Below are 17,979 nucleotides of genomic sequence, written 5' to 3' on the forward strand. Positions count from 1 at the left end.
CATCGCCCGCGTACTGGATGTACTCGGGTGATGCGACAACGCGGCGAAGTGCCGTGCCGGGCGTCGCGAGCCGGTGAACCTTTCCGGTCACGGCATTAGCTGCCCAGGGTCGGGTACAGCGGGTGCTTCTCGGCCAGGGCCGTGACCCTGGCCCGGAGGGCCGTGACCTCGGTCTCCCCGAAGGAGGCGGGCGCCTTGAGCGTCTCCGCGATCACGTCCGCGACCTCCGCGAAGTCCTCGGCCGTGAAGCCGCGGGTGGCGAGGGCCGGCGTGCCGATGCGCAGACCGGAGGTGACCATCGGCGGCCGTGGGTCGTTCGGGACGGCGTTGCGGTTGACCGTGATGCCGACCTCGTGGAGGCGGTCCTCGGCCTGCCGGCCGTCCAGCTCGGACTCGCGCAGGTCGACCAGGATCAGGTGCACGTCGGTGCCGCCGGATAGCACGTTCACGCCCGCGGCGCGGGCGTCCGGAGCCGTCAGGCGCTCGGCCAGCAGCCGCGCGCCCTCCACCGTACGCCGCTGGCGCTCCTTGAACTCCTCGCTCGCCGCGACCTTGAAGGACACCGCCTTCGCCGCGATCACGTGCTCCAGGGGACCGCCCTGGAAGCCCGGGAAGACCGACGAGTTGAGCTTCTTGGCGAAGTCCTGCTTCGCCAGGATGATGCCGCCGCGCGGACCGCCCAGGGTCTTGTGGGTGGTGGAGGTGACCACGTCCGCGTACTCCACCGGGTTCGGGTGGAGACCGGCCGCGACCAGGCCCGCGAAGTGCGCCATGTCGACCCACAGGTAGGCGCCGACCTCGTCAGCGATCCGGCGGAACTCCGCGAAGTCCAGCTGCCGGGGGTACGCCGACCAGCCGGCGATGATCACCTTCGGCCGGTGCTCCTTGGCGAGCTGCTCGACCTCGGCCATGTCGACCAGGCCGGAGCCCTCCACGTGGTAGGCGACCACGTTGAACTGCTTGCCGGAGAAGTTCAGCCGCATCCCGTGGGTCAGGTGGCCGCCGTGCGCCAGGTCCAGGCCGAGGATGGTGTCGCCGGGCTGGGCCAGCGCGAACAGGGCGGCCTGGTTGGCGGAGGCGCCCGAGTGCGGCTGCACGTTGGCGTACTCGGCGCCGAACAGCTCCTTGACCCGGTCGATCGCGATCTGCTCGGCGACGTCGACGTGCTCGCAGCCGCCGTAGTAGCGGCGTCCCGGGTAGCCCTCGGCGTACTTGTTGGTGAGGACCGAGCCCTGCGCCTCCATGACCGCCACCGGGGCGAAGTTCTCCGAGGCGATCATCTCGAGCGTGGACTGCTGGCGCCGCAGCTCGGCGTCGACCGCGGCGGCGATCTCCGGGTCGAGCTCGTGCAGGGGCGTGTTCAGGTGCGACGTGTGATCGGACATGGGGCTACGACTCCTCAGCCGGCGGAAAAGGCGGTGTACTCGTCGGCGGAGAGCAGGTCGGCCGGCTCGTCCGTCACGCGTACCTTGAACAGCCACCCGCCCTCGAAGGGGGCGGAGTTCACCAGCGACGGGTCGTTGACGACGTCCTCGTTGACCTCGGTGACCTCGCCGGAGACCGGGGAGTACAGGTCGCTGACCGACTTGGTCGACTCCAGCTCACCGATGGTCTCGCCCGCGGTCACGGTGGCACCGGCGTCCGGAAGCTGGACGAAGACCACGTCGCCGAGCGCGTTGGCCGCGTGCTCGGTGATGCCGACCGTCGCGACGCCGTCCGCGGCGGCCGACAGCCACTCGTGCTCCTTGCTGTACCGCAGCTGCTGGGGGTTGCTCATGGCCTGAATTCTCCTGTACGCGGGGGAGTGCTGGTGAATGGGAGGGGGTGTGAACGCGCGTGGGCAGGCACGATGTGCCCGACATCACGTGCGGACGACGGCGGCCGTGCGGATGGCGGCCGCGACGGTCACGGCCGGGACGGTGACGGCCGTGCCGAGGACGACAGTGTCACTTCTGCCGCTTGTAGAACGGCAGAGCCACGACCTCGTAGGGCTCGTGGGTGCCCCGGATGTCCACGCCGACGCCGGGCGAACCCGGGCGGGCGTGCGCCGCGTCGACGTAGGCCATCGCGATCGGCCGGCCGAGCGTGGGGGAGGGGGCGCCGGAGGTGACCTCGCCGATCACCTCGCCGCCGGCGACCACGGGGAACCCGGCGCGCGGGACACGGCGGCCCTCGGCGACCAGGCCGACCAGGACGCGCGGCGGGGTTCCGGCCGAGCGGTCGGCGGCCTCGCGCAGCGCCTCACGCCCCACGAAGTCGCCCTCCTTCTCGAACTTGACCACGCGGCCGAGCCCGGCGTCGAAGGGGGTGAGCGAGGTCGACAGCTCGTGCCCGTACAGCGGCATGCCGGCCTCCAGGCGCAGCGTGTCCCGGCAGGACAGGCCGCAGGGCACCAGACCGGCGCTCTCGCCGGCCTTGGTCAGCGCCTGCCACAGCTCGACGGCGTGCTCCGGCTTCACGAACAGCTCGAAGCCGTCCTCACCGGTGTACCCGGTGCGCGCGATCAGCGCGGGGACACCTGCGACGGTGCCGGGCAGGCCCGCGTAGTACTTCAGGCCGTCCAGGTCGGCGTCGGTGAGCGACTTCAGGATGCCGGGGGACTCGGGGCCCTGCACGGCGAGCAGCGCGTAGCCGTCGCGGTCGTCGCGCACCTCGGCGTCGAAGCCCGCGGCCCGCTCCACCAGCGCGTCCAGCACCACCTGGGCGTTGGAGGCGTTGGCGACGACCATGTACCGCGACTCCTGGAGCCGGTACACGATCAGGTCGTCGAGGATGCCGCCGTCCGGCCGGCAGATCATGGTGTAGCGGGCGCGGCCCACGCCGATCGTGCCCATGTTGCCGACCAGGGCGAAGTCCAGCAGGGCGACGGCCTGCGGGCCGGTGACGGTGATCTCACCCATGTGCGAGAGGTCGAAGAGACCAGCCCGGGTGCGTACGGCGTTGTGCTCGTCGCGCTCGGAGCCGTAGCGCAGCGGCATGTCCCAGCCGGCGAAGTCGGTCATCGTCGCGCCCAGCGAACGGTGCAGGGCGTCGAGCGCGGTGTGACGGGGTGCGGTACTGCTCATCGGTCGGTCGTCTCCCAGGGCATGACGGCGAGGTCGTTCCTCCCCATCTGTCATCGGAACCTGAGAGGTTCGCCATGACCCGCGGAACGGGCGTCATGGGTTGCACCTTGGGTGGAGCCACTGTCGCAGCGGCCCGCTTTTCAGATGTGCCTCGCCCGCGCGGTAACGGGGCCTGAGAGATTCAAGGGAGGGACTTGCTCCTTCGGCGCCCCGGCGACGTGCTGCCGAGGACTCTCCCGCGCGGATTCAAGCGGCCGGTATGCAGTTGGCGCGGCCATCATTGCACGGCTCGCCCGAACGTGGCAGGCCACCTCTGTAACCGGCTTGTGGCAGGAAGCGCACGAAAACGCGAGACACCGCGCATTGCCTTCTCTTTACACTTGGCGGGGAGGGTACTCGTGCCCACCCCAAGGGGAGGACTGTCACGGTGAAGAGGACCACTGCGTACGCCGCGACCTCGGCCGTCGCGCTGCCCGAGCAGCCTTCGGCCCCGGCCCGCGAGGCGTGCGGGGCACGCCCGGCACCCGTCCTGCGCGACCTGCGCGAACGCGGCGGCCACAGTCCGCACGCCCTCCTCTTCGGGCCCCGCGACCTCGTCGTGATCACCGGGCTGCCCGGCAGCGGCAAGTCCACGCTCATGCGGCGCACCGTGCGCGGCCTGCGCGTCGACTCCCAGGACACCCGCGACCGCTGGGACGCCCGGGCGCCGCGCCTGCTGCCGTACGCCGTCTACCGGCCGCTCGTGCGGCTGGCCCACTACGCGGGGCTGCGCCGCGCCCTGCGCACCGGCGAGGGCGTCGTCGTGCACGACTGCGGCACGCAGGCGTGGGTGCGCGACTGGCTGGCGCGCGCGGCCCGCCGCCGGGGCGGCACCCTGCACCTGCTGCTGCTCGACGTCGCACCCGACACCGCGCTGGCCGGCCAGCGCGACCGCGGCCGGGGCGTCTCCCGCTACGCCTTCCTGCGCCACCGCACGGCGGCCGGCCGGCTGCTGCGCTCGGCGGAGCGGGGCGACCTGCCCGACGGCTGCGGTTCGGCGGTCCTGCTGGACCGCGACGCGGTGGACGTGCTCGGCCGGATCGGTTTCACCGGCTGACCCGGCGAGGGGCGCCACCCGATAGCCTTTCCAGCCATACCCGTGGTTCTCGGCAGGCGGTCAGACACAGATGGACTTCCCGGCGGACTTTCCCGCGAACTTCCCGGCGCAGGCGCACCCCCATCCGCACGGCGGATGGCCCGGCAACGAGCTGGAGGAGGTGCTCTCCGCCGCCCTCGGCATGCCCGCCGCCGGGGGGCGGATCATCGAGGTGCTCGGCCGCAGCTTCGTCTGGGTGCCGCTGCCCGCCGGCGGTGGTCCCCGCAGCGGCCCCCTCGACCTGCCCACACTGGAGATCGAGGGCCAGACGTACGTGCCGGTCTTCAGCTCCGAGGAGCAGTTCCGGCTGGTCACCGGCTCGCACCTGGCGTACGCCATCGCGCCCGCCGTGGAGTTCGCGCGCGGTCTGCCGCCGCAGGTGGGCATCGCGGTCAACCCGGACGGCATGGTCGGCGTGCCGCTTCCGCCGTCGGCGGTGGCCGAACTGTGCCGGGTGGGACGGACCCCGCTGGACGGCCCGGCTAGTGGCGGCCGGGTCCGGCTCTTCGAACCCGACTGGCAGGACGACCCGGTGGACTTCCTGGCCGCCGCGTCGGGGGAGTTCGCCGCCACCGGCGTCGTCCGCACCGCCCGCCGCTGCCTCGCCGCCATCGAGACGGCCGACCCGGTGATGTTCGTCGGCGTCGAACTCTCCCAGTGGGAGGGCGACTTGAGCACCGCGCCGACCGAGGCGCTGGGCCGCGCCCTGGCGCGGGTCCCGGTGCCCTGGCCGGTGAACCTGGTGCTGATGGACGTGACCCAGGACCCGGTCGCCGAGTGGCTGCGCGGACAGGTCCGCCCCTTCTACCAGTACGGTCCCTAGTGCCGTGACCGGAGAGGTTCACCGGCTCGCGACGCCCGGCACTTCGCCGCGTTGTCGCATCACCCGAGTACATCCAGTACGCGGGCGATGCTCCGCCTCGCGATGCACCGCACCGGACGCCGCGAACTTCCCGGCAAACCCTTCCGGTCACGGCACTAGCCTTCGGGCCGGGCGTCCGCGGCCACGGGAGGGCGATGAACCGTGTGCTCCAGGGCGGTCGCTGTCGGCCGGGCCGCCTAAGCTGGTTTGATATCCGGAGTCTTCCGAAGGGGCGGTAACAGGTGAGCGCGAGCGGCACCGCCGCGGCCGGGCAGGTCGAGCACATGCTGCGCCAAGTGACGCCCGGGCGTTACGACGCCTACGAGGCGCTGCTCCGCGCCCTCGCGACCCCTTCCTCCGGCCAGGTCTGGATGCTCCTGTGGCATGGCCAGGCCGGGTCGCCCGACGCCCAGTACGGGAACATGGAGGTCGACGGCCACGGCTACGCCCCCTGCGTCACCTCCGCCCAGGAGCTCTCGGCCAGCGGCTGGAACCGGTCGTATGAAGTCGTCGACGCCCTGGACGTGGCCCGCACCCTCTACCCCGACCACTACGGACTCTGGCTGAACCCGCACGCCCCCGGCGGCGGGCTCGGCATCCCCTGGCTGGACCTGCGGCGGATCACGACCGGCCTGGAGCGCCAGCCCGCCGGACCGCTCAGGCTGTCCGAACCGGGCATCGAGATCCCGCAGTTCTACGCCCTGCTCGCACAGAACGCCCACCGCACCCCGGCCGTCCGCGCGTTGCGGCGCGCCTGGGTGCAGCCCGCGCTGGGGGCGCCGTATCTGGCCATCGGTCTGGACGTGTACGACACCAGTCCGCCCGCGGTGGACTCGGTGCGGGCGATGATGCAGCAGTCCATCGGCGCCGTCCCGGACGGACTGCCGGTGTCGACGGTGGCCATGTCCGACGAGTACGACCCGGTCGCGATGTGGATGCGGGCCAGCGCCCGGCCGTTCTACGACCGGGAGGCGCACGCGGCTCCGGCCCAGGCGGCCGGCTACGGCTATCCGCCGGCCCAGGGCGGATACTGATCCGGAATCGGACGGGCGTCGCGTCCGGAGTTCGGTGACCGGAGCCTCACACACAGTTCTCCGCGCGTAGATGAGGGTGGAACGTACCCTTCTGTCCCAGTTGCCCCAACTGGCACATGTCCGGCCCCCGTTACCCACTGTCCGCATAACGGAATCCCCCAGATAGCATCACGGTTGCGCATACTTTCTCCATCAGGGCTGGCACGTGATCGTGAAGCCGTTGAAGACTCGCATCTCAGGCGCGAGGCCGTCGATCCTCTGAGCGACACCAGCGAGGGATCAGTGTGGCGGTGGCTGTACCCACCGCGGCCGCCACGCACCAGTACCAGCAGATCGAGCCGCCGACAGCGGCGGTAAATGGGGCCGGTCACCACCGGCGAGAGGGGTCAGGTCACTGTGACCGCACCGATCGAGACCACCGGGGCGGCAGCCGAGGCGCAGCCGGAGGCTGTGCTCATCGGCGCCGGGAAGGGGCAGATCGAGGGCCGTTCCCTTGGACAGATCGCCTGGTCCCGCTTCAAGAGGGACCGCATCGCCGTCGCCGGCGGTGTCATCGTCGTCCTGCTGATCCTGGTCGCGGTGCTCTCCCGGCCCATCCAGGCGCTGTTCGGTCTGGACCCCAACGCCTTCCACCAGGACCTGATCGACCCCAACACCTCGCTGCCCAAGGGCGCCTGGGGTGGCATGAGTTGGGACCACCCGCTTGGTGTGGAGCCGAAGTTCGGCCGCGACATCGCCACCCGCATCCTCGAGGGTTCCTGGGTCTCCCTGGTCGTCGCCTTCGGCGCGACGATCCTGTCCAACACGATCGGCGCGGTCCTCGGCGTCGTCGCCGGCTACTACGGCGGCCGGGTCGACACCGTCATCAGCCGGCTGATGGACACCTTCCTCGCCTTCCCGCTGCTGCTGTTCGCCATCGCCATCTCGGCCACGCTGCAGGGCGGCGCCTTCGGCCTGGAGGGCCTGCCGCTGCACATCAGCGTGCTGATCTTCGTCATCGGCTTCTTCAACTGGCCCTACCTGGGCCGCATCGTCCGCGGCCAGACGCTGGCCCTGCGCGAGCGGGAGTTCGTGGACGCCTCCCGCGGCATGGGGGCCAAGGGCCCGTACATCCTGTTCCGGGAGCTCCTCCCGAACCTGGTCGGCCCGATCATCGTCTACTCGACGCTGCTCATCCCGACCAACATCCTCTTCGAGGCCAGCCTGAGCTTCCTCGGCGTCGGCATCCAGCCCCCGCAGGCGTCGTGGGGCGGCATGCTCAACCAGGCCGTCGACTTCTACCAGGTCGATCCGCAGTACATGATCGTGCCCGGCCTCGCCATCTTCGTGACCGTGCTGGCGTTCAACCTGCTCGGCGACGGTCTCCGCGACGCTCTCGACCCGCGAAGCCGCTGACCAGCGGCTACAGCGAGAGTCCATCAAGTTTTCACCAATGGAGGGGAAGCAGACCATCATGCGAAGGTCAGCGCTGGCCGCAGTTGCGGCCATCGGCGGAGCGAGCCTGCTCATTGCAGGCTGCAGCAAGGCCGATGACACGAATGACAACGACGGAAGCAAGTCGGCTGGGGCCAACGCCGCGACCAAGGACGTCGTCAACGCCTCGACCAAGAAGGGGGGCACGGTCACGTACGAGTACTCGGACGTGCCGGACTCCTTCGACCCGGGCAACACGTACTACGCGTACATGTACAACCTGAGCCGGCTGTACGCCCGCCCGCTGATGACCTTCAAGCCCGCCGCGGGCGAGAAGGGCAACGAGCTGGTCCCGGACCTCGCCGCGAGCGCGGGTGTGCCGACGGACGGCGGCAAGACCTGGACGTACAAGCTGCGTACCGGCCTGAAGTACCAGGACGGCACGGCGATCACGTCCAAGGACGTCAAGTACGCGGTCGAGCGCTCCAACTTCGCGCGTGACGTGCTCTCCCTCGGCCCGAACTACTTCCAGCAGTTCCTGGACGGCGGCGACAAGTACAAGGGTCCCTACAAGGACAAGAAGGGTCTGTCGTCCATCGAGACGCCGGACGACAACACGATCGTCTTCCACCTGAAGACGGCGTTCCAGGAGTTCGACTACCTGGTCGCGACGCCTCAGACGGCCCCGGTGCCCGAGGCGAAGGACAAGGGCATCGACTACGTCAAGAGCATCGTGTCCTCGGGCTCGTACCAGTTCCAGAGCTACGACGAGGGCAAGCAGGCCGTCCTCGTCCGCAACAAGAACTGGGACGCGAGCACCGACCCGCTGCGCAAGCAGTACCCGGACAGGATCGTCGTCAACCTGAAGGTCAACGCGGAGACCATCGACCAGGACGTCCAGGCCGGTGACGCGATAGACCTCGGCGGCACGGGTGTCCAGGCCGCGACGCAGGCGAAGGTCATCAACGACGCCTCGAAGAAGGCCAACACGGACAACACCTACGGTGGCCGTCTCGTCTACATGGCGATCAACACCAAGGTGAAGCCGTTCGACAACGTCGCCTGCCGCAAGGCCGTGCAGTACGCGATCGACAAGGTCTCGGTGCAGACCGCCGAGGGTGGCCCGATCCGCGGTGACGTGGCCTCCACCGTCCTGCCGCCCGACATCCCGGGCTACGCGAAGTCGGACGTCTACGCCTCCGCCGGCAACAAGGGCGACGCGGCCAAGGCCAAGGAGCAGCTCAAGGCCTGCGGCAAGTCGACGATCAGCACGAACCTCACCGCGCGCAGCGACCGCCCGCAGGAGATCGACGCGGCCACCGCGATCATCAACTCGCTGAAGAAGGTCGGCATCAACGCCAGCCTGAAGCAGTACCCGTCGGGCAAGTACTTCACCGACTACGCGGGTGTGCCGAAGTTCACCGAGAAGCAGAACATCGGCCTCATCATGATGCAGTGGGGTGCCGACTGGCCGTCCGGCTACGGCTTCCAGCAGCAGATCCTCAACGGCAAGGCCATCAGCCAGTCCGGCAACACCAACCTGTCGCAGTACGACAACAAGGACGTCAACGCGCTGCTGGAGAAGGCGATCGGCACGCAGGACAAGGCCGAGCGCGACAGCCTCTACACCCAGATCGACAAGAAGACCATGGACGACGCCGTGCTCGTCCCGCTGACCTACTTCAAGGTCCTGCTGTACCGCCCCACCACCTACACCAACCTGGTGTCGACGGCGGCCTTCAGCGGTCAGTACGACTACCTCAACATCGGCTCGACCAAGAAGTAGCCCCGGAAGGCAGGTGAAGGCATTGGTGCCCGCGGGCCGTGAGGCCCGCGGGCACCAGCGCCGATCCCCGTGATCTCGTACATCCTCCGTCGGACGATCGCAGCGGTGATCCTGCTGCTGGTCGTCTCCGCGGTCACCTTCGCCATTTTCTTCCTGCTGCCACGGCTCGCCGGCCAGTCCGCCGACCAGCTGGCCCAGCAGTACATCGGCAAGAGCCCGTCGAAGGCAGACATCGCCGCGGTCAAGCAGAACCTCGGTCTGGACCAGCCCCTTTATGTCCAGTACTGGCACTTCATCAAGGGGATCGTGTCCGGCGCCACCTACAACCTGGGCCCCACCACGGCACACTGCAGCGCGCCGTGCTTCGGCTACTCCTTCAAGACCCACGTCGAGGTCTGGCCGCAGCTGACGTCCCGTCTTCCGGTGACGATCTCGCTGGCCAGCGGTGCCGCCGTGCTGTGGCTGGTGTCCGGTGTGGCGGTCGGTGTCGTCTCGGCGCTCAAGCCCCGCTCGTTCTTCGACCGGTCCTTCATGGGGGTCGCTCTCGCCGGTGTCTCGCTGCCCATGTTCTTCACGGGCAACCTGGCGCTGCTGCTCTTCACCTACCAGTGGCCGATCTTCGGCCGCACCTACGTCCCGTTCACCGAGAACCCCGCGCAGTGGGCCAACACGCTGTTCCCGGCGTGGTGTTCGCTCGCGCTTCTGTACTCCGCCATCTACGCGCGGCTCACCCGCTCGGGCATGCTGGAGACGATGAACGAGGACTTCATCCGCACGGCCCGCGCCAAGGGCCTGCGGGAACGCAGGGTCGTGGCCCGGCACGGCCTGAGGGCCGCGCTGACCCCGATCATCACCGTCTTCGGCATGGACCTCGGTCTGCTGCTCGGCGGCGCGCTGATCACCGAGACCGTGTTCTCCCTGCACGGCATCGGCGAGTACGCGGTGAAGTCCATCGAGGACAACGACCTGCCCCCGATCCTCGGCGTCACCCTGCTCGCAGCGTTCTTCGTCGTGATCGCAAATCTCCTGGTGGACCTGCTGTACGCCGCCGCCGACCCGCGGGTGAGGCTCTCGTGACCGAAGTGACCCCTTCTGTGAACGGCGCCGCCGTCGGGGAGCCCGTCGGCTCGCCCTCGGCCGCACCCACCGCCTTCCTCGAGGTCCGTGACCTCAAGGTGCACTTCCCCACCGACGACGGCATCGTCAAGTCCGTCGACGGGCTCAGCTTCCAGGTGGAGAAGGGCAAGACCCTCAGCATCGTGGGCGAGTCGGGCTCGGGGAAGTCCGTCACCTCGCTGGCGATCATGGGCCTGCACCGGCTCGGCGCCCGCGGCAAGAACGTGCGGATGTCCGGGGAGATCTGGCTCGACGGCAAGGAACTGGTCAACGCCGACCCGGACGAGGTGCGCAGGCTCCGCGGCCGTGAGATGGCGATGATCTTCCAGGACCCGCTGTCCGCGATGCACCCGTACTACACGATCGGCAACCAGATCGTGGAGGCGTACCGCGTCCACAACGACGTCAGCAAGAAGGTCGCCCGCACCCGGGCGATCGAGATGCTCGACCGGGTCGGCATCCCCGAGCCGGCCAAGCGCGTGGACGGTTACCCGCACGAGTTCTCCGGCGGTATGCGCCAGCGCGCGATGATCGCCATGGCGCTCGTCAACAACCCCGAACTGCTCATCGCGGACGAGCCGACGACCGCCCTGGACGTGACCGTCCAGGCGCAGATCCTCGACCTCATCCGCGACCTGCAGAAGGAGTTCGGCTCCGCGGTCGTCCTCATCACCCACGACCTGGGTGTCGTCGCCGAGATCGCCGACGACGTCCTGGTGATGTACGGCGGCCGGTGCGTGGAGCGCGGCCCGGTCCACGAGATCTTCGAGAAGCCGGAGCACCCGTACACCTGGGGTCTGCTCGGCTCGATGCCCCGCATCGACCGGGACACCTCCGACCGGCTCATCCCGGTCAAGGGCCAGCCGCCGAGCCTCATCAACGTTCCGTCGGGCTGCGCCTTCCACCCCCGCTGCCCGTACGCGGACATCCCCAAGGGCGATGTCACCCGTACCGTGCGCCCGGAACTCCAGCAGGTCGACGGCGGGCACTGGTCCGCCTGCCACCTCTCGCCGGAGGACCGTACGCGGATCTGGACCGAAGAGATTGCGCCGAAGCTGTGAGTGACACGAAGAAGACGCACGAGGCGCCCTCGATCCCGCACCAGGCGTCGGCTCCCGACGAGCGCGAGGTACTGCTCAAGGTCGAGGGCCTGCAGAAGCACTTCCCGATCCGCAAGGGTGTGCTCCAGCGCCAGGTCGGTGCGGTCAAGGCGGTCGACGGCATCGACTTCGAGGTGCGCAGGGGCGAGACCCTGGGCGTGGTCGGCGAGTCGGGCTGTGGCAAGTCGACCATGGGCCGGGTCATCACCCGGCTCCAGGACCCGACCGGTGGAAGCATCCACTTCGAGGGCCAGGACATCACGCGGCTGAAGCCTGCCGGGATGCGTCCGCTGCGGCGGGACATCCAGATGATCTTCCAGGACCCGTACGGTTCGCTGAACCCGCGGCACACCATCGGCGGCATCGTCTCGACGCCGTTCCGGCTCCAGGGCGTCGAGCCCGAGGGCGGTGTGAAGAAGGAGGTCCAGCGGCTCCTGGAGCTGGTGGGCCTGAGCCCCGAGCACTACAACCGCTACCCGCACGAGTTCTCCGGCGGTCAGCGCCAGCGCATCGGCATCGCCCGGGCGCTCGCCCTGAAGCCGAAGCTCGTGGTGGCGGACGAGCCCGTCTCGGCGCTCGACGTGTCCATCCAGGCGCAGGTCGTCAACCTGATGGACGACCTCCAGTCCGAGCTCGGCCTGACGTACGTGATCATCGCGCACGACCTCTCGGTGGTCCGGCACGTCTCGGACCGCATCGCGGTGATGTACCTCGGCAAGATCGTCGAACTCGCCGAGCGCACCGCGCTGTACGAGTCGCCGATGCACCCGTACACCAAGGCCCTGATGTCGGCCGTGCCGGTGCCCGACCCGCGGCGCCGGGGTGCCAAGAGCGAGCGCATCCTGCTCAAGGGTGACGTGCCCTCGCCGATCTCGCCGCCGAGCGGCTGCCGTTTCCACACCCGGTGCTGGAAGGCGACGCAGGTCTGCAAGACCACCGAGCCGCCGCTGCTGGAGCTGAGGCCGGGTCAGCGGGTCGCCTGCCACCACCCGGAGAACTTCGAGGACCAGGTGCCGCAGGAGACGATCCTGCTGTCCGCGGCCAAGGAGGCGGCGGAGCTGGTGCCGGACGCGGTGCTGGAGGAGTCGGCGGAGACGTCGGCGGCGCTGGCGGCCGAGGTCGGGGCGGTGTCCTCCGTGGAGAAGGCGGCCCCCGAGGCGGCTGTCTCCGAAGCGGCTGTGTCCGAGACGGTCGTCCCCGAGGCCACTGCTCCCGAGGTGACGGCTGCGGAGGTGACTGCTCCCGAGGTGACGGCTGCGGAGGTGACGGCTCCCGAGGCCACGGCTCCCGAGGTGACGGCTGCGGAGGTGACTGCTCCCAAGGCCACCGCTCCCGAGGCGACCGCTTCCGAGGGCGCCGCGACCGCCCTCTCCAAGGAGCCGGAAGCCGTGGACCCGAAGTCCCCGGCGGCAACCGACCAGGAGTCAACCGACAAGTAGCGCATGACAAGTTGGCAAAGTCATGCACATGCCCGAACGGGAGAGCGCAGAGTCGGCCGTGTCCGTCTGATCGACCCGATCAACACGTACACGCTCGAAGGGACGACTCGTGAAACTCTCCCGTTCGGCACGCTTAGGGGCCCTCGCCACCGCGACGGCCTCTTTCTTCGTCATCGCCGCCTCCTCCGCACCCACCCCCGGGGCCGACGGCATCGGCGACCCCTACTTCCCGCAGCTCGGCAACGGCGGCTTCGACGCCCGCCACTACGCGCTGGACGTGGCCTACAACCCGGACACCGACCGGCTGGACGGCCGTACGACCCTCACGGCCCGCGCCACCCGGTCCCTGTCCTCCTTCGACCTCGACCTCCAGCGACTGACGGTCACGGGGGTCGAGGTGAACGGCAGACGGGCGCAGTTCACCCGCGCAGGCGACGAGATCCGCATCACCCCGCGCGACGCGCTCCGCAAGGGCCGGACCTTCACGGTCACCGTCACCTACGGCGGCGTCCCCGAACCGCTCAGCGGTCCCATCGTGTTCGGTTCCGACTACGGCTGGATGAAGACCGACGACGGCGTCTTCGTCGCCTGTGAACCCAACGCCGCCTCCACCTGGTTCCCCTCCAGCGACCACCCCTCCGACAAGGCCACCTACGACATACGCGTCAGGGCGCCCAAGGGCCTGACCGCCGTCTCCAACGGCCGGCTCGTCTCGACGTACGACAAGGGCTCCTCGACGTACACCCACTGGCGCGAAACGAAGCCGATGGCGACCTACCTGGCGACGGCGACCATCGGCCGGTTCGACGTGAAGAGCGGCACCACGCCCGGCGGGACCCCGATCTACGTGGCCATCGACCCGGTGCTCGCGAACAGCAACAGCGTCGACGTGTACGCCGTGACGGCCGAGGCCACCGACTACTGGTCGCAGGTCTTCGGGCCCTATCCCTTCGAGGAGACCGGCGCGATCGTCGACGACATGCCGCAGGCCGGGTTCTCGCTGGAGGTGCAGTCGAAGCCTGCCTACTCCGCGGTGCGCAACGAGACGACGATCGTGCACGAGCTGGCCCACCAGTGGTTCGGCGACTCCGTGTCGGTCGCGCGCTGGAAGGACATCTGGCTCAACGAGGGCTTCGCCACCTACGCCCAGTGGCTGTGGGCCGAGCACAAGGGCACCCGCTCGGCGCACGACTCCTTCCTCGCCGGGTACAACTCCCGCCCCGCCGACAGCGCCTTCTGGCAGATCACCGTCGGTGACCCGCAGCGGGACACGATGTTCGCCTCCGCGGTCTACCAGCGCGGCGCGATGACCCTCCAGGCGCTGCGCGAGCGCATCGGCGACCGCGCCTTCTTCAGGCTCCTGCCCGCCTGGACGAAGCTGCACCGCCACGGCAACGCGGACACCGGCGACTTCATCCGGCTCGCGGAGAAGGTGTCCGGGCAGCAACTGGACGATCTCTTCCAGACATGGCTGTTCACGACAGGGAAACCCGCCCTCTAGCCCTTGCATCGCAAGGTCCACACCCGTTTTCGGGTAAGAATGTAGGGGTGCTCCAGCAACTGTTCAGTCCCTCCGTCCAGCACACGCTCGACCTCGTCGGCATCTTCGTGTTCGCCATCTCCGGCGCGCTGCTGGCCGTCCGCAAGAACTTCGACGTGTTCGGCATCGCCGTCCTCGCCGAGGTCACCGCGCTGGGCGGAGGGCTGTTCCGGGACCTGGTCATCGGGGCCGTCCCGCCCGCCGCCTTCACCGACCTCGGCTACTTCACCACCCCGCTGCTCGCCGCCCTCCTCGTCTTCTTCCTGCACCCGCAGGTGGAGCGCACCCAGGCGGCGGTCAACGTGTTCGACGCGGCCGGCCTCGGGCTGTTCTGCGTCGCCGGGACGGTGAAGGCGTACGACTACGGGCTCGGCCTCACCGCCTCCGCCGCCCTGGGCCTGGCCACCGCGGTGGGCGGCGGCGTGCTGCGGGACGTCCTCGCCAACGAGGTGCCCTCGCTGCTGCGCTGGGACCGCGACCTGTACGCCGTCCCGGCGATCGTCGGCGCCACCCTCGTCGCGCTGTGCATCCGCTACGACGTCCTCACCCCCTTCACCAGCGGATTCGCGGTCGTCACCGCTTTCGTCCTGCGGCTGCTCGCGATGCGTTTCCACTGGCGAGCGCCGCGCGCGTGGAACCGACGGTCGACGGTGCGCGAGGAGTAGCCCCGCGCGGGGCGGGGCGCTCGCCCATCTCCTCGGTCAGCCAGCGGAAGGCCGGGACCACCTGCGGCCGCCACAGCGCCATGGTGTGGCCGCCCGCGCTCTTCGGGATGTACACGACGTGCACCGTCGTCGGCGCCTTCGCGGCCTGTTCGAGCGCCACACCGGCCTCGTAGCCGTCGTGCGGCTGACCGGAGACGTACAGGGCGACCTGGGGCGGCACGGCCGCCCGGCGCATCAGCAGGTAGGGGTTGTTCGCGTCGCGGAGGTGGAGGTTCTGCGCGGCCAGCGAGGCGCGTTCGCCGATCGGGTCGTTGTAGCCGGACATGCTCACCGCGGCCCGGTAGCGGTCGGGGTGGGCCACGGCCAGCTTCGCGGCGCAGTGCCCGCCCGCCGAGTACCCGGCCACCGCCCAGCCCGCCGGCGCCGCCTGGGTCCGGAAGTTGTCCGTGACCATCCGGGGCACGTCGACGCTGAGCCAGCTGTCCGCGTTCACCGTGGCCGGGACGTTCGCGCAGCCGGTGTCCACGCCGGCCAGCAGGTTGGTGCGCGGCGCGACCAGGATGAACGGCGCGACCCGCCCGTCGCGCATCAGCGGCAGCAACTGCTCGTGCGCCCGCAGCGACCCGAACCACGCCTTCGCCGACCCGGGGTAGCCCGACAGCAGCTCCACCACCGGGAATCTGTGGTGGCGGTAGGCGGGCTCGCCGTACTGCGGCGGCAGCCACACGTAGACCTCGGCGTTCACCCCGGACACCCGGCCCCGGAGCTGGGTGACCCGCACTCCGCCGGCGGCCCGCATGCCGGGACCGCCGGCCGCGGAGAACCGCTGGGTCACTCTGGGCAGCCGGGTCAGCGCGATGCCGCTGGTGCCGTCGGGGCCCAGGTTCACGGCCCGCTGGACGTGGTTGCCCGTGCCGAGCAGGTCCGCCCAGTTGTCGTAGAGGCTGTTCTGGTTGTTGACCAGCACGAACACCAGGGCGACCGCGGTGCCCTGGGCGAAGAGCAGCATCAGCGCCCGGGCGGCGGTGCGCAGGGCCCTGGGCCCCCGCAGTCGTGACCACAGGGCGAAGGGCAGCAGCAGGGCGAGGACGGCCAGCGCCACGAGGGTGTAGAGGAACGAAGTCCCGGTGAGGCTCATGTCCCTACAGAGGGGCGGGCGGGGCTCCGGGTTTACGGACGAGTAGGGACACTTACCAAGATATTGTCCTCGTCTCACCCAAGCAAAGCTACCGCTTAGTATTTTGTTGTTGTAGCGTTCAGGCATGCCAGAAGCAGCCTCCGCGATCACCCGGGCCACGATCGGCGACAGCGAGTTCGACCGGGACACCGCCGTCACCCCACGCGAACCCGGCGTCTACGACACCGACCTCTCGGCCGGCTGGACGATCATCAGCGCCGTCAACGGCGGTTACCTGCTGGCCGTCCTGGGCCGCGCGCTGGCACACGCCCTGCCGCACTCGGACCCGTTCACGATCTCGGCGCACTACCTGACCGCGTCCCAGCCCGGACCGGCCGTCGTCCGCACCGACCTCGTCCGCACCGGGCGGACCCTGTCGACCGGACAGGCATCCCTCTTCCAGTACGACGACCAGGGCCGCGAGGTCGAACGCATCCGTGTCCTCGCCTCCTACGGCGACCTGGACGCGCTCCCCGAGGACGTCCGGACGACGGCCCTGCCGCCGGCGATCCCGCCCATGGAGCAGTGCTTCGGCCCGGAGGACGGACCCGCCCCGGTCGAGGGCAGCTCGGCCATCACCGAGCGGCTGATGCTCAAGCTCGACCCGTCCACGCTCGGCTGGGCGCTCGGTTCACCGTCCGGCAAGGGGGAGATGCGGGCCTGGTTCGGGCTCGCCGACGGCCGTGACGCCGATCCGCTCTCGCTGCTCCTCGCGGTCGACGCGCTGCCCCCGACGGCCTTCGAACTCGGCCTGACCGGCTGGGTGCCCACGGTCGAGCTGACCGTCCACGTCCGCTGCCGGCCCGCCCCCGGCCCGCTGCGGGTGTCGATCGGCACCCGCAACCTCGCCGGCGGCTTCCTGGAGGAGGACGCCGAGGTCTGGGACAGCACGGACCGGCTGGTGGCGCAGTCCCGGCAACTGGCGCGCGTCCGGCTCGGCTGAGCACGCGCCGGCGGCGCCCCGTGTCACGGAGCCGTACCAGTCGGCCGGGGCGGGGAAACGGCTGTTCCGCAGGTCGGCGGGGTGCGTTGGGGCGCCCTTTGCCCGACGCACAGACGGCCCACAGGGCGGTCCCAAGTCAGGCCTAAGCGCACTTGGTTGAGTGCCCTCCTCACGGTCCCCCCATCCGATGTGGAGTTGCCTCTCATGAAGCGCGCACGCCTCGCCCCCGCCGTCGCCCTGCTGGCCCTGTCCCCGCTCCTGCTGACGGCCTGCGGCGCTGGCGACTCGTCGTCCTCGACCAGCGGCACCTCGGGACAGCAGGGCTGCCAGGCACCCTCCGGCATGCCGAGCGGCAACCCCTCGGGGCGGCCCGGCGGGGCACCCTCCGGAGCCCCGTCGGGAGCCCCGTCGGGAGCCGCGTCGGGGGCGCCGACCGGGATCCCGACCGGGACGCCGTCGGGCATGCCGAGCGGTGGTCCCGGGGGCGGCCAGGGCAGCCCCGGTGGCGGTCAGGGCGGTGGCTGCGGTGGCGGGCCGGGCGGCGGGGGCCAGGCCCGGCAGGGCTGACTCCGGATCCCGTACGCGGACGGCGGCGCACCCCACCGCCGGGGGGCCCGCCCCGGGGTTGCGGGCGGCCCGGGGGAGGCGCACCCAAGGAAGGGGGGGGCGGGGGGGGGGCCGGGGCGGGGGGGGGGGGGGGGGGG

At 70.2% G+C, this 17,979-nt stretch carries 16 protein-coding genes and 1 riboswitch; of the genes, 12 read left to right on the forward strand and 4 right to left on the reverse strand.

What is annotated here, in order from left to right; translation table 11 throughout:
* Window positions 1-95: 95 nt before the first annotated feature.
* The 3 genes from glyA to gcvT all read right to left on the reverse strand — a co-directional run bounded on the left by glyA (window position 96) and on the right by gcvT (window position 3,065).
* Window positions 96-1,385: a serine hydroxymethyltransferase gene (glyA, locus tag ABZT03_RS38865; RefSeq protein ID WP_356048206.1), complete on the reverse strand. Its 1,290-nt coding sequence runs from the start codon at window positions 1,383-1,385 to the stop codon at window positions 96-98.
* Window positions 1,386-1,399: 14 nt separating this feature from the next.
* Window positions 1,400-1,777, reverse strand: a complete 378-nt coding sequence (gene gcvH / locus ABZT03_RS38870; RefSeq protein WP_356048207.1) for a glycine cleavage system protein GcvH — start codon at window positions 1,775-1,777, stop codon at window positions 1,400-1,402.
* A 169-nt stretch (window positions 1,778-1,946) separates the two neighbouring features.
* Complete coding sequence (gene gcvT, locus ABZT03_RS38875) at window positions 1,947-3,065, reverse strand: glycine cleavage system aminomethyltransferase GcvT (protein WP_356048208.1); 1,119 nt, start codon at window positions 3,063-3,065, stop codon at window positions 1,947-1,949.
* 150 nt (window positions 3,066-3,215) lie between these two features.
* A riboswitch (glycine riboswitch) is annotated at window positions 3,216-3,314 on the reverse strand.
* A 178-nt stretch (window positions 3,315-3,492) separates the two neighbouring features.
* Between gcvT and ABZT03_RS38880 the strand changes: the two genes are divergently transcribed.
* From ABZT03_RS38880 to ABZT03_RS38925, 10 genes are all read left to right on the forward strand, one after another.
* Window positions 3,493-4,161, forward strand: coding sequence for an AAA family ATPase (locus tag ABZT03_RS38880; protein ID WP_356048210.1), 669 nt, complete (start codon window positions 3,493-3,495; stop codon window positions 4,159-4,161).
* 70 nt (window positions 4,162-4,231) lie between these two features.
* Complete coding sequence (locus ABZT03_RS38885) at window positions 4,232-5,023, forward strand: enhanced serine sensitivity protein SseB (RefSeq protein ID WP_356048212.1); 792 nt, start codon at window positions 4,232-4,234, stop codon at window positions 5,021-5,023.
* A 281-nt stretch (window positions 5,024-5,304) separates the two neighbouring features.
* Window positions 5,305-6,096 (forward strand): enhanced serine sensitivity protein SseB C-terminal domain-containing protein, encoded by a 792-nt coding sequence (locus tag ABZT03_RS38890; protein ID WP_356048214.1) that lies wholly within the window; start codon window positions 5,305-5,307, stop codon window positions 6,094-6,096.
* Window positions 6,097-6,492: 396 nt separating this feature from the next.
* Window positions 6,493-7,491, forward strand: a complete 999-nt coding sequence (locus ABZT03_RS38895) for an ABC transporter permease (RefSeq protein WP_356048215.1) — start codon at window positions 6,493-6,495, stop codon at window positions 7,489-7,491.
* Between the two features lie 37 nt (window positions 7,492-7,528).
* Window positions 7,529-9,295, forward strand: coding sequence for an ABC transporter substrate-binding protein (locus ABZT03_RS38900; protein ID WP_356048217.1), 1,767 nt, complete (start codon window positions 7,529-7,531; stop codon window positions 9,293-9,295).
* Between the two features lie 69 nt (window positions 9,296-9,364).
* Entirely contained in the window at window positions 9,365-10,372 is a 1,008-nt protein-coding gene (locus tag ABZT03_RS38905) for an ABC transporter permease (RefSeq protein ID WP_356048219.1), read from the forward strand.
* Window positions 10,369-11,472, forward strand: coding sequence for an ABC transporter ATP-binding protein (locus ABZT03_RS38910; protein ID WP_356048221.1), 1,104 nt, complete (start codon window positions 10,369-10,371; stop codon window positions 11,470-11,472). The genes ABZT03_RS38905 and ABZT03_RS38910 overlap by 4 nt, the downstream gene beginning before the upstream one ends.
* Complete coding sequence (locus ABZT03_RS38915) at window positions 11,469-12,950, forward strand: dipeptide ABC transporter ATP-binding protein (RefSeq protein WP_356048222.1); 1,482 nt, start codon at window positions 11,469-11,471, stop codon at window positions 12,948-12,950. Before ABZT03_RS38910 ends, ABZT03_RS38915 begins: the two co-directional genes overlap by 4 nt.
* A 109-nt stretch (window positions 12,951-13,059) precedes the next feature.
* Window positions 13,060-14,451, forward strand: coding sequence for a M1 family metallopeptidase (locus tag ABZT03_RS38920; protein ID WP_356048223.1), 1,392 nt, complete (start codon window positions 13,060-13,062; stop codon window positions 14,449-14,451).
* A gap of 47 nt (window positions 14,452-14,498) precedes the next feature.
* Window positions 14,499-15,155, forward strand: coding sequence for a trimeric intracellular cation channel family protein (locus tag ABZT03_RS38925; protein ID WP_356048225.1), 657 nt, complete (start codon window positions 14,499-14,501; stop codon window positions 15,153-15,155).
* Here ABZT03_RS38925 and ABZT03_RS38930 read toward each other — a convergent pair.
* Window positions 15,064-16,293: an alpha/beta hydrolase-fold protein gene (locus tag ABZT03_RS38930; protein ID WP_356048227.1), complete on the reverse strand. Its 1,230-nt coding sequence runs from the start codon at window positions 16,291-16,293 to the stop codon at window positions 15,064-15,066. The two genes, ABZT03_RS38925 and ABZT03_RS38930, sit on opposite strands and share 92 nt — an antisense overlap.
* Before the next feature lie 124 nt (window positions 16,294-16,417).
* Here ABZT03_RS38930 and ABZT03_RS38935 point away from each other — a divergent pair, with 124 nt between their 5' ends.
* Window positions 16,418-17,275 (forward strand): thioesterase family protein, encoded by an 858-nt coding sequence (locus tag ABZT03_RS38935; RefSeq protein WP_356048229.1) that lies wholly within the window; start codon window positions 16,418-16,420, stop codon window positions 17,273-17,275.
* Between the two features lie 204 nt (window positions 17,276-17,479).
* Window positions 17,480-17,842, forward strand: coding sequence for a hypothetical protein (locus ABZT03_RS38940; RefSeq protein WP_356048230.1), 363 nt, complete (start codon window positions 17,480-17,482; stop codon window positions 17,840-17,842).
* The last annotated feature ends 137 nt before the right edge of the window (window positions 17,843-17,979 follow it).

The organism is Streptomyces sp. NPDC005574, from assembly GCF_040605435.1.
In the GTDB taxonomy this organism is placed as follows: Bacteria; Actinomycetota; Actinomycetes; order Streptomycetales; family Streptomycetaceae; genus Streptomyces.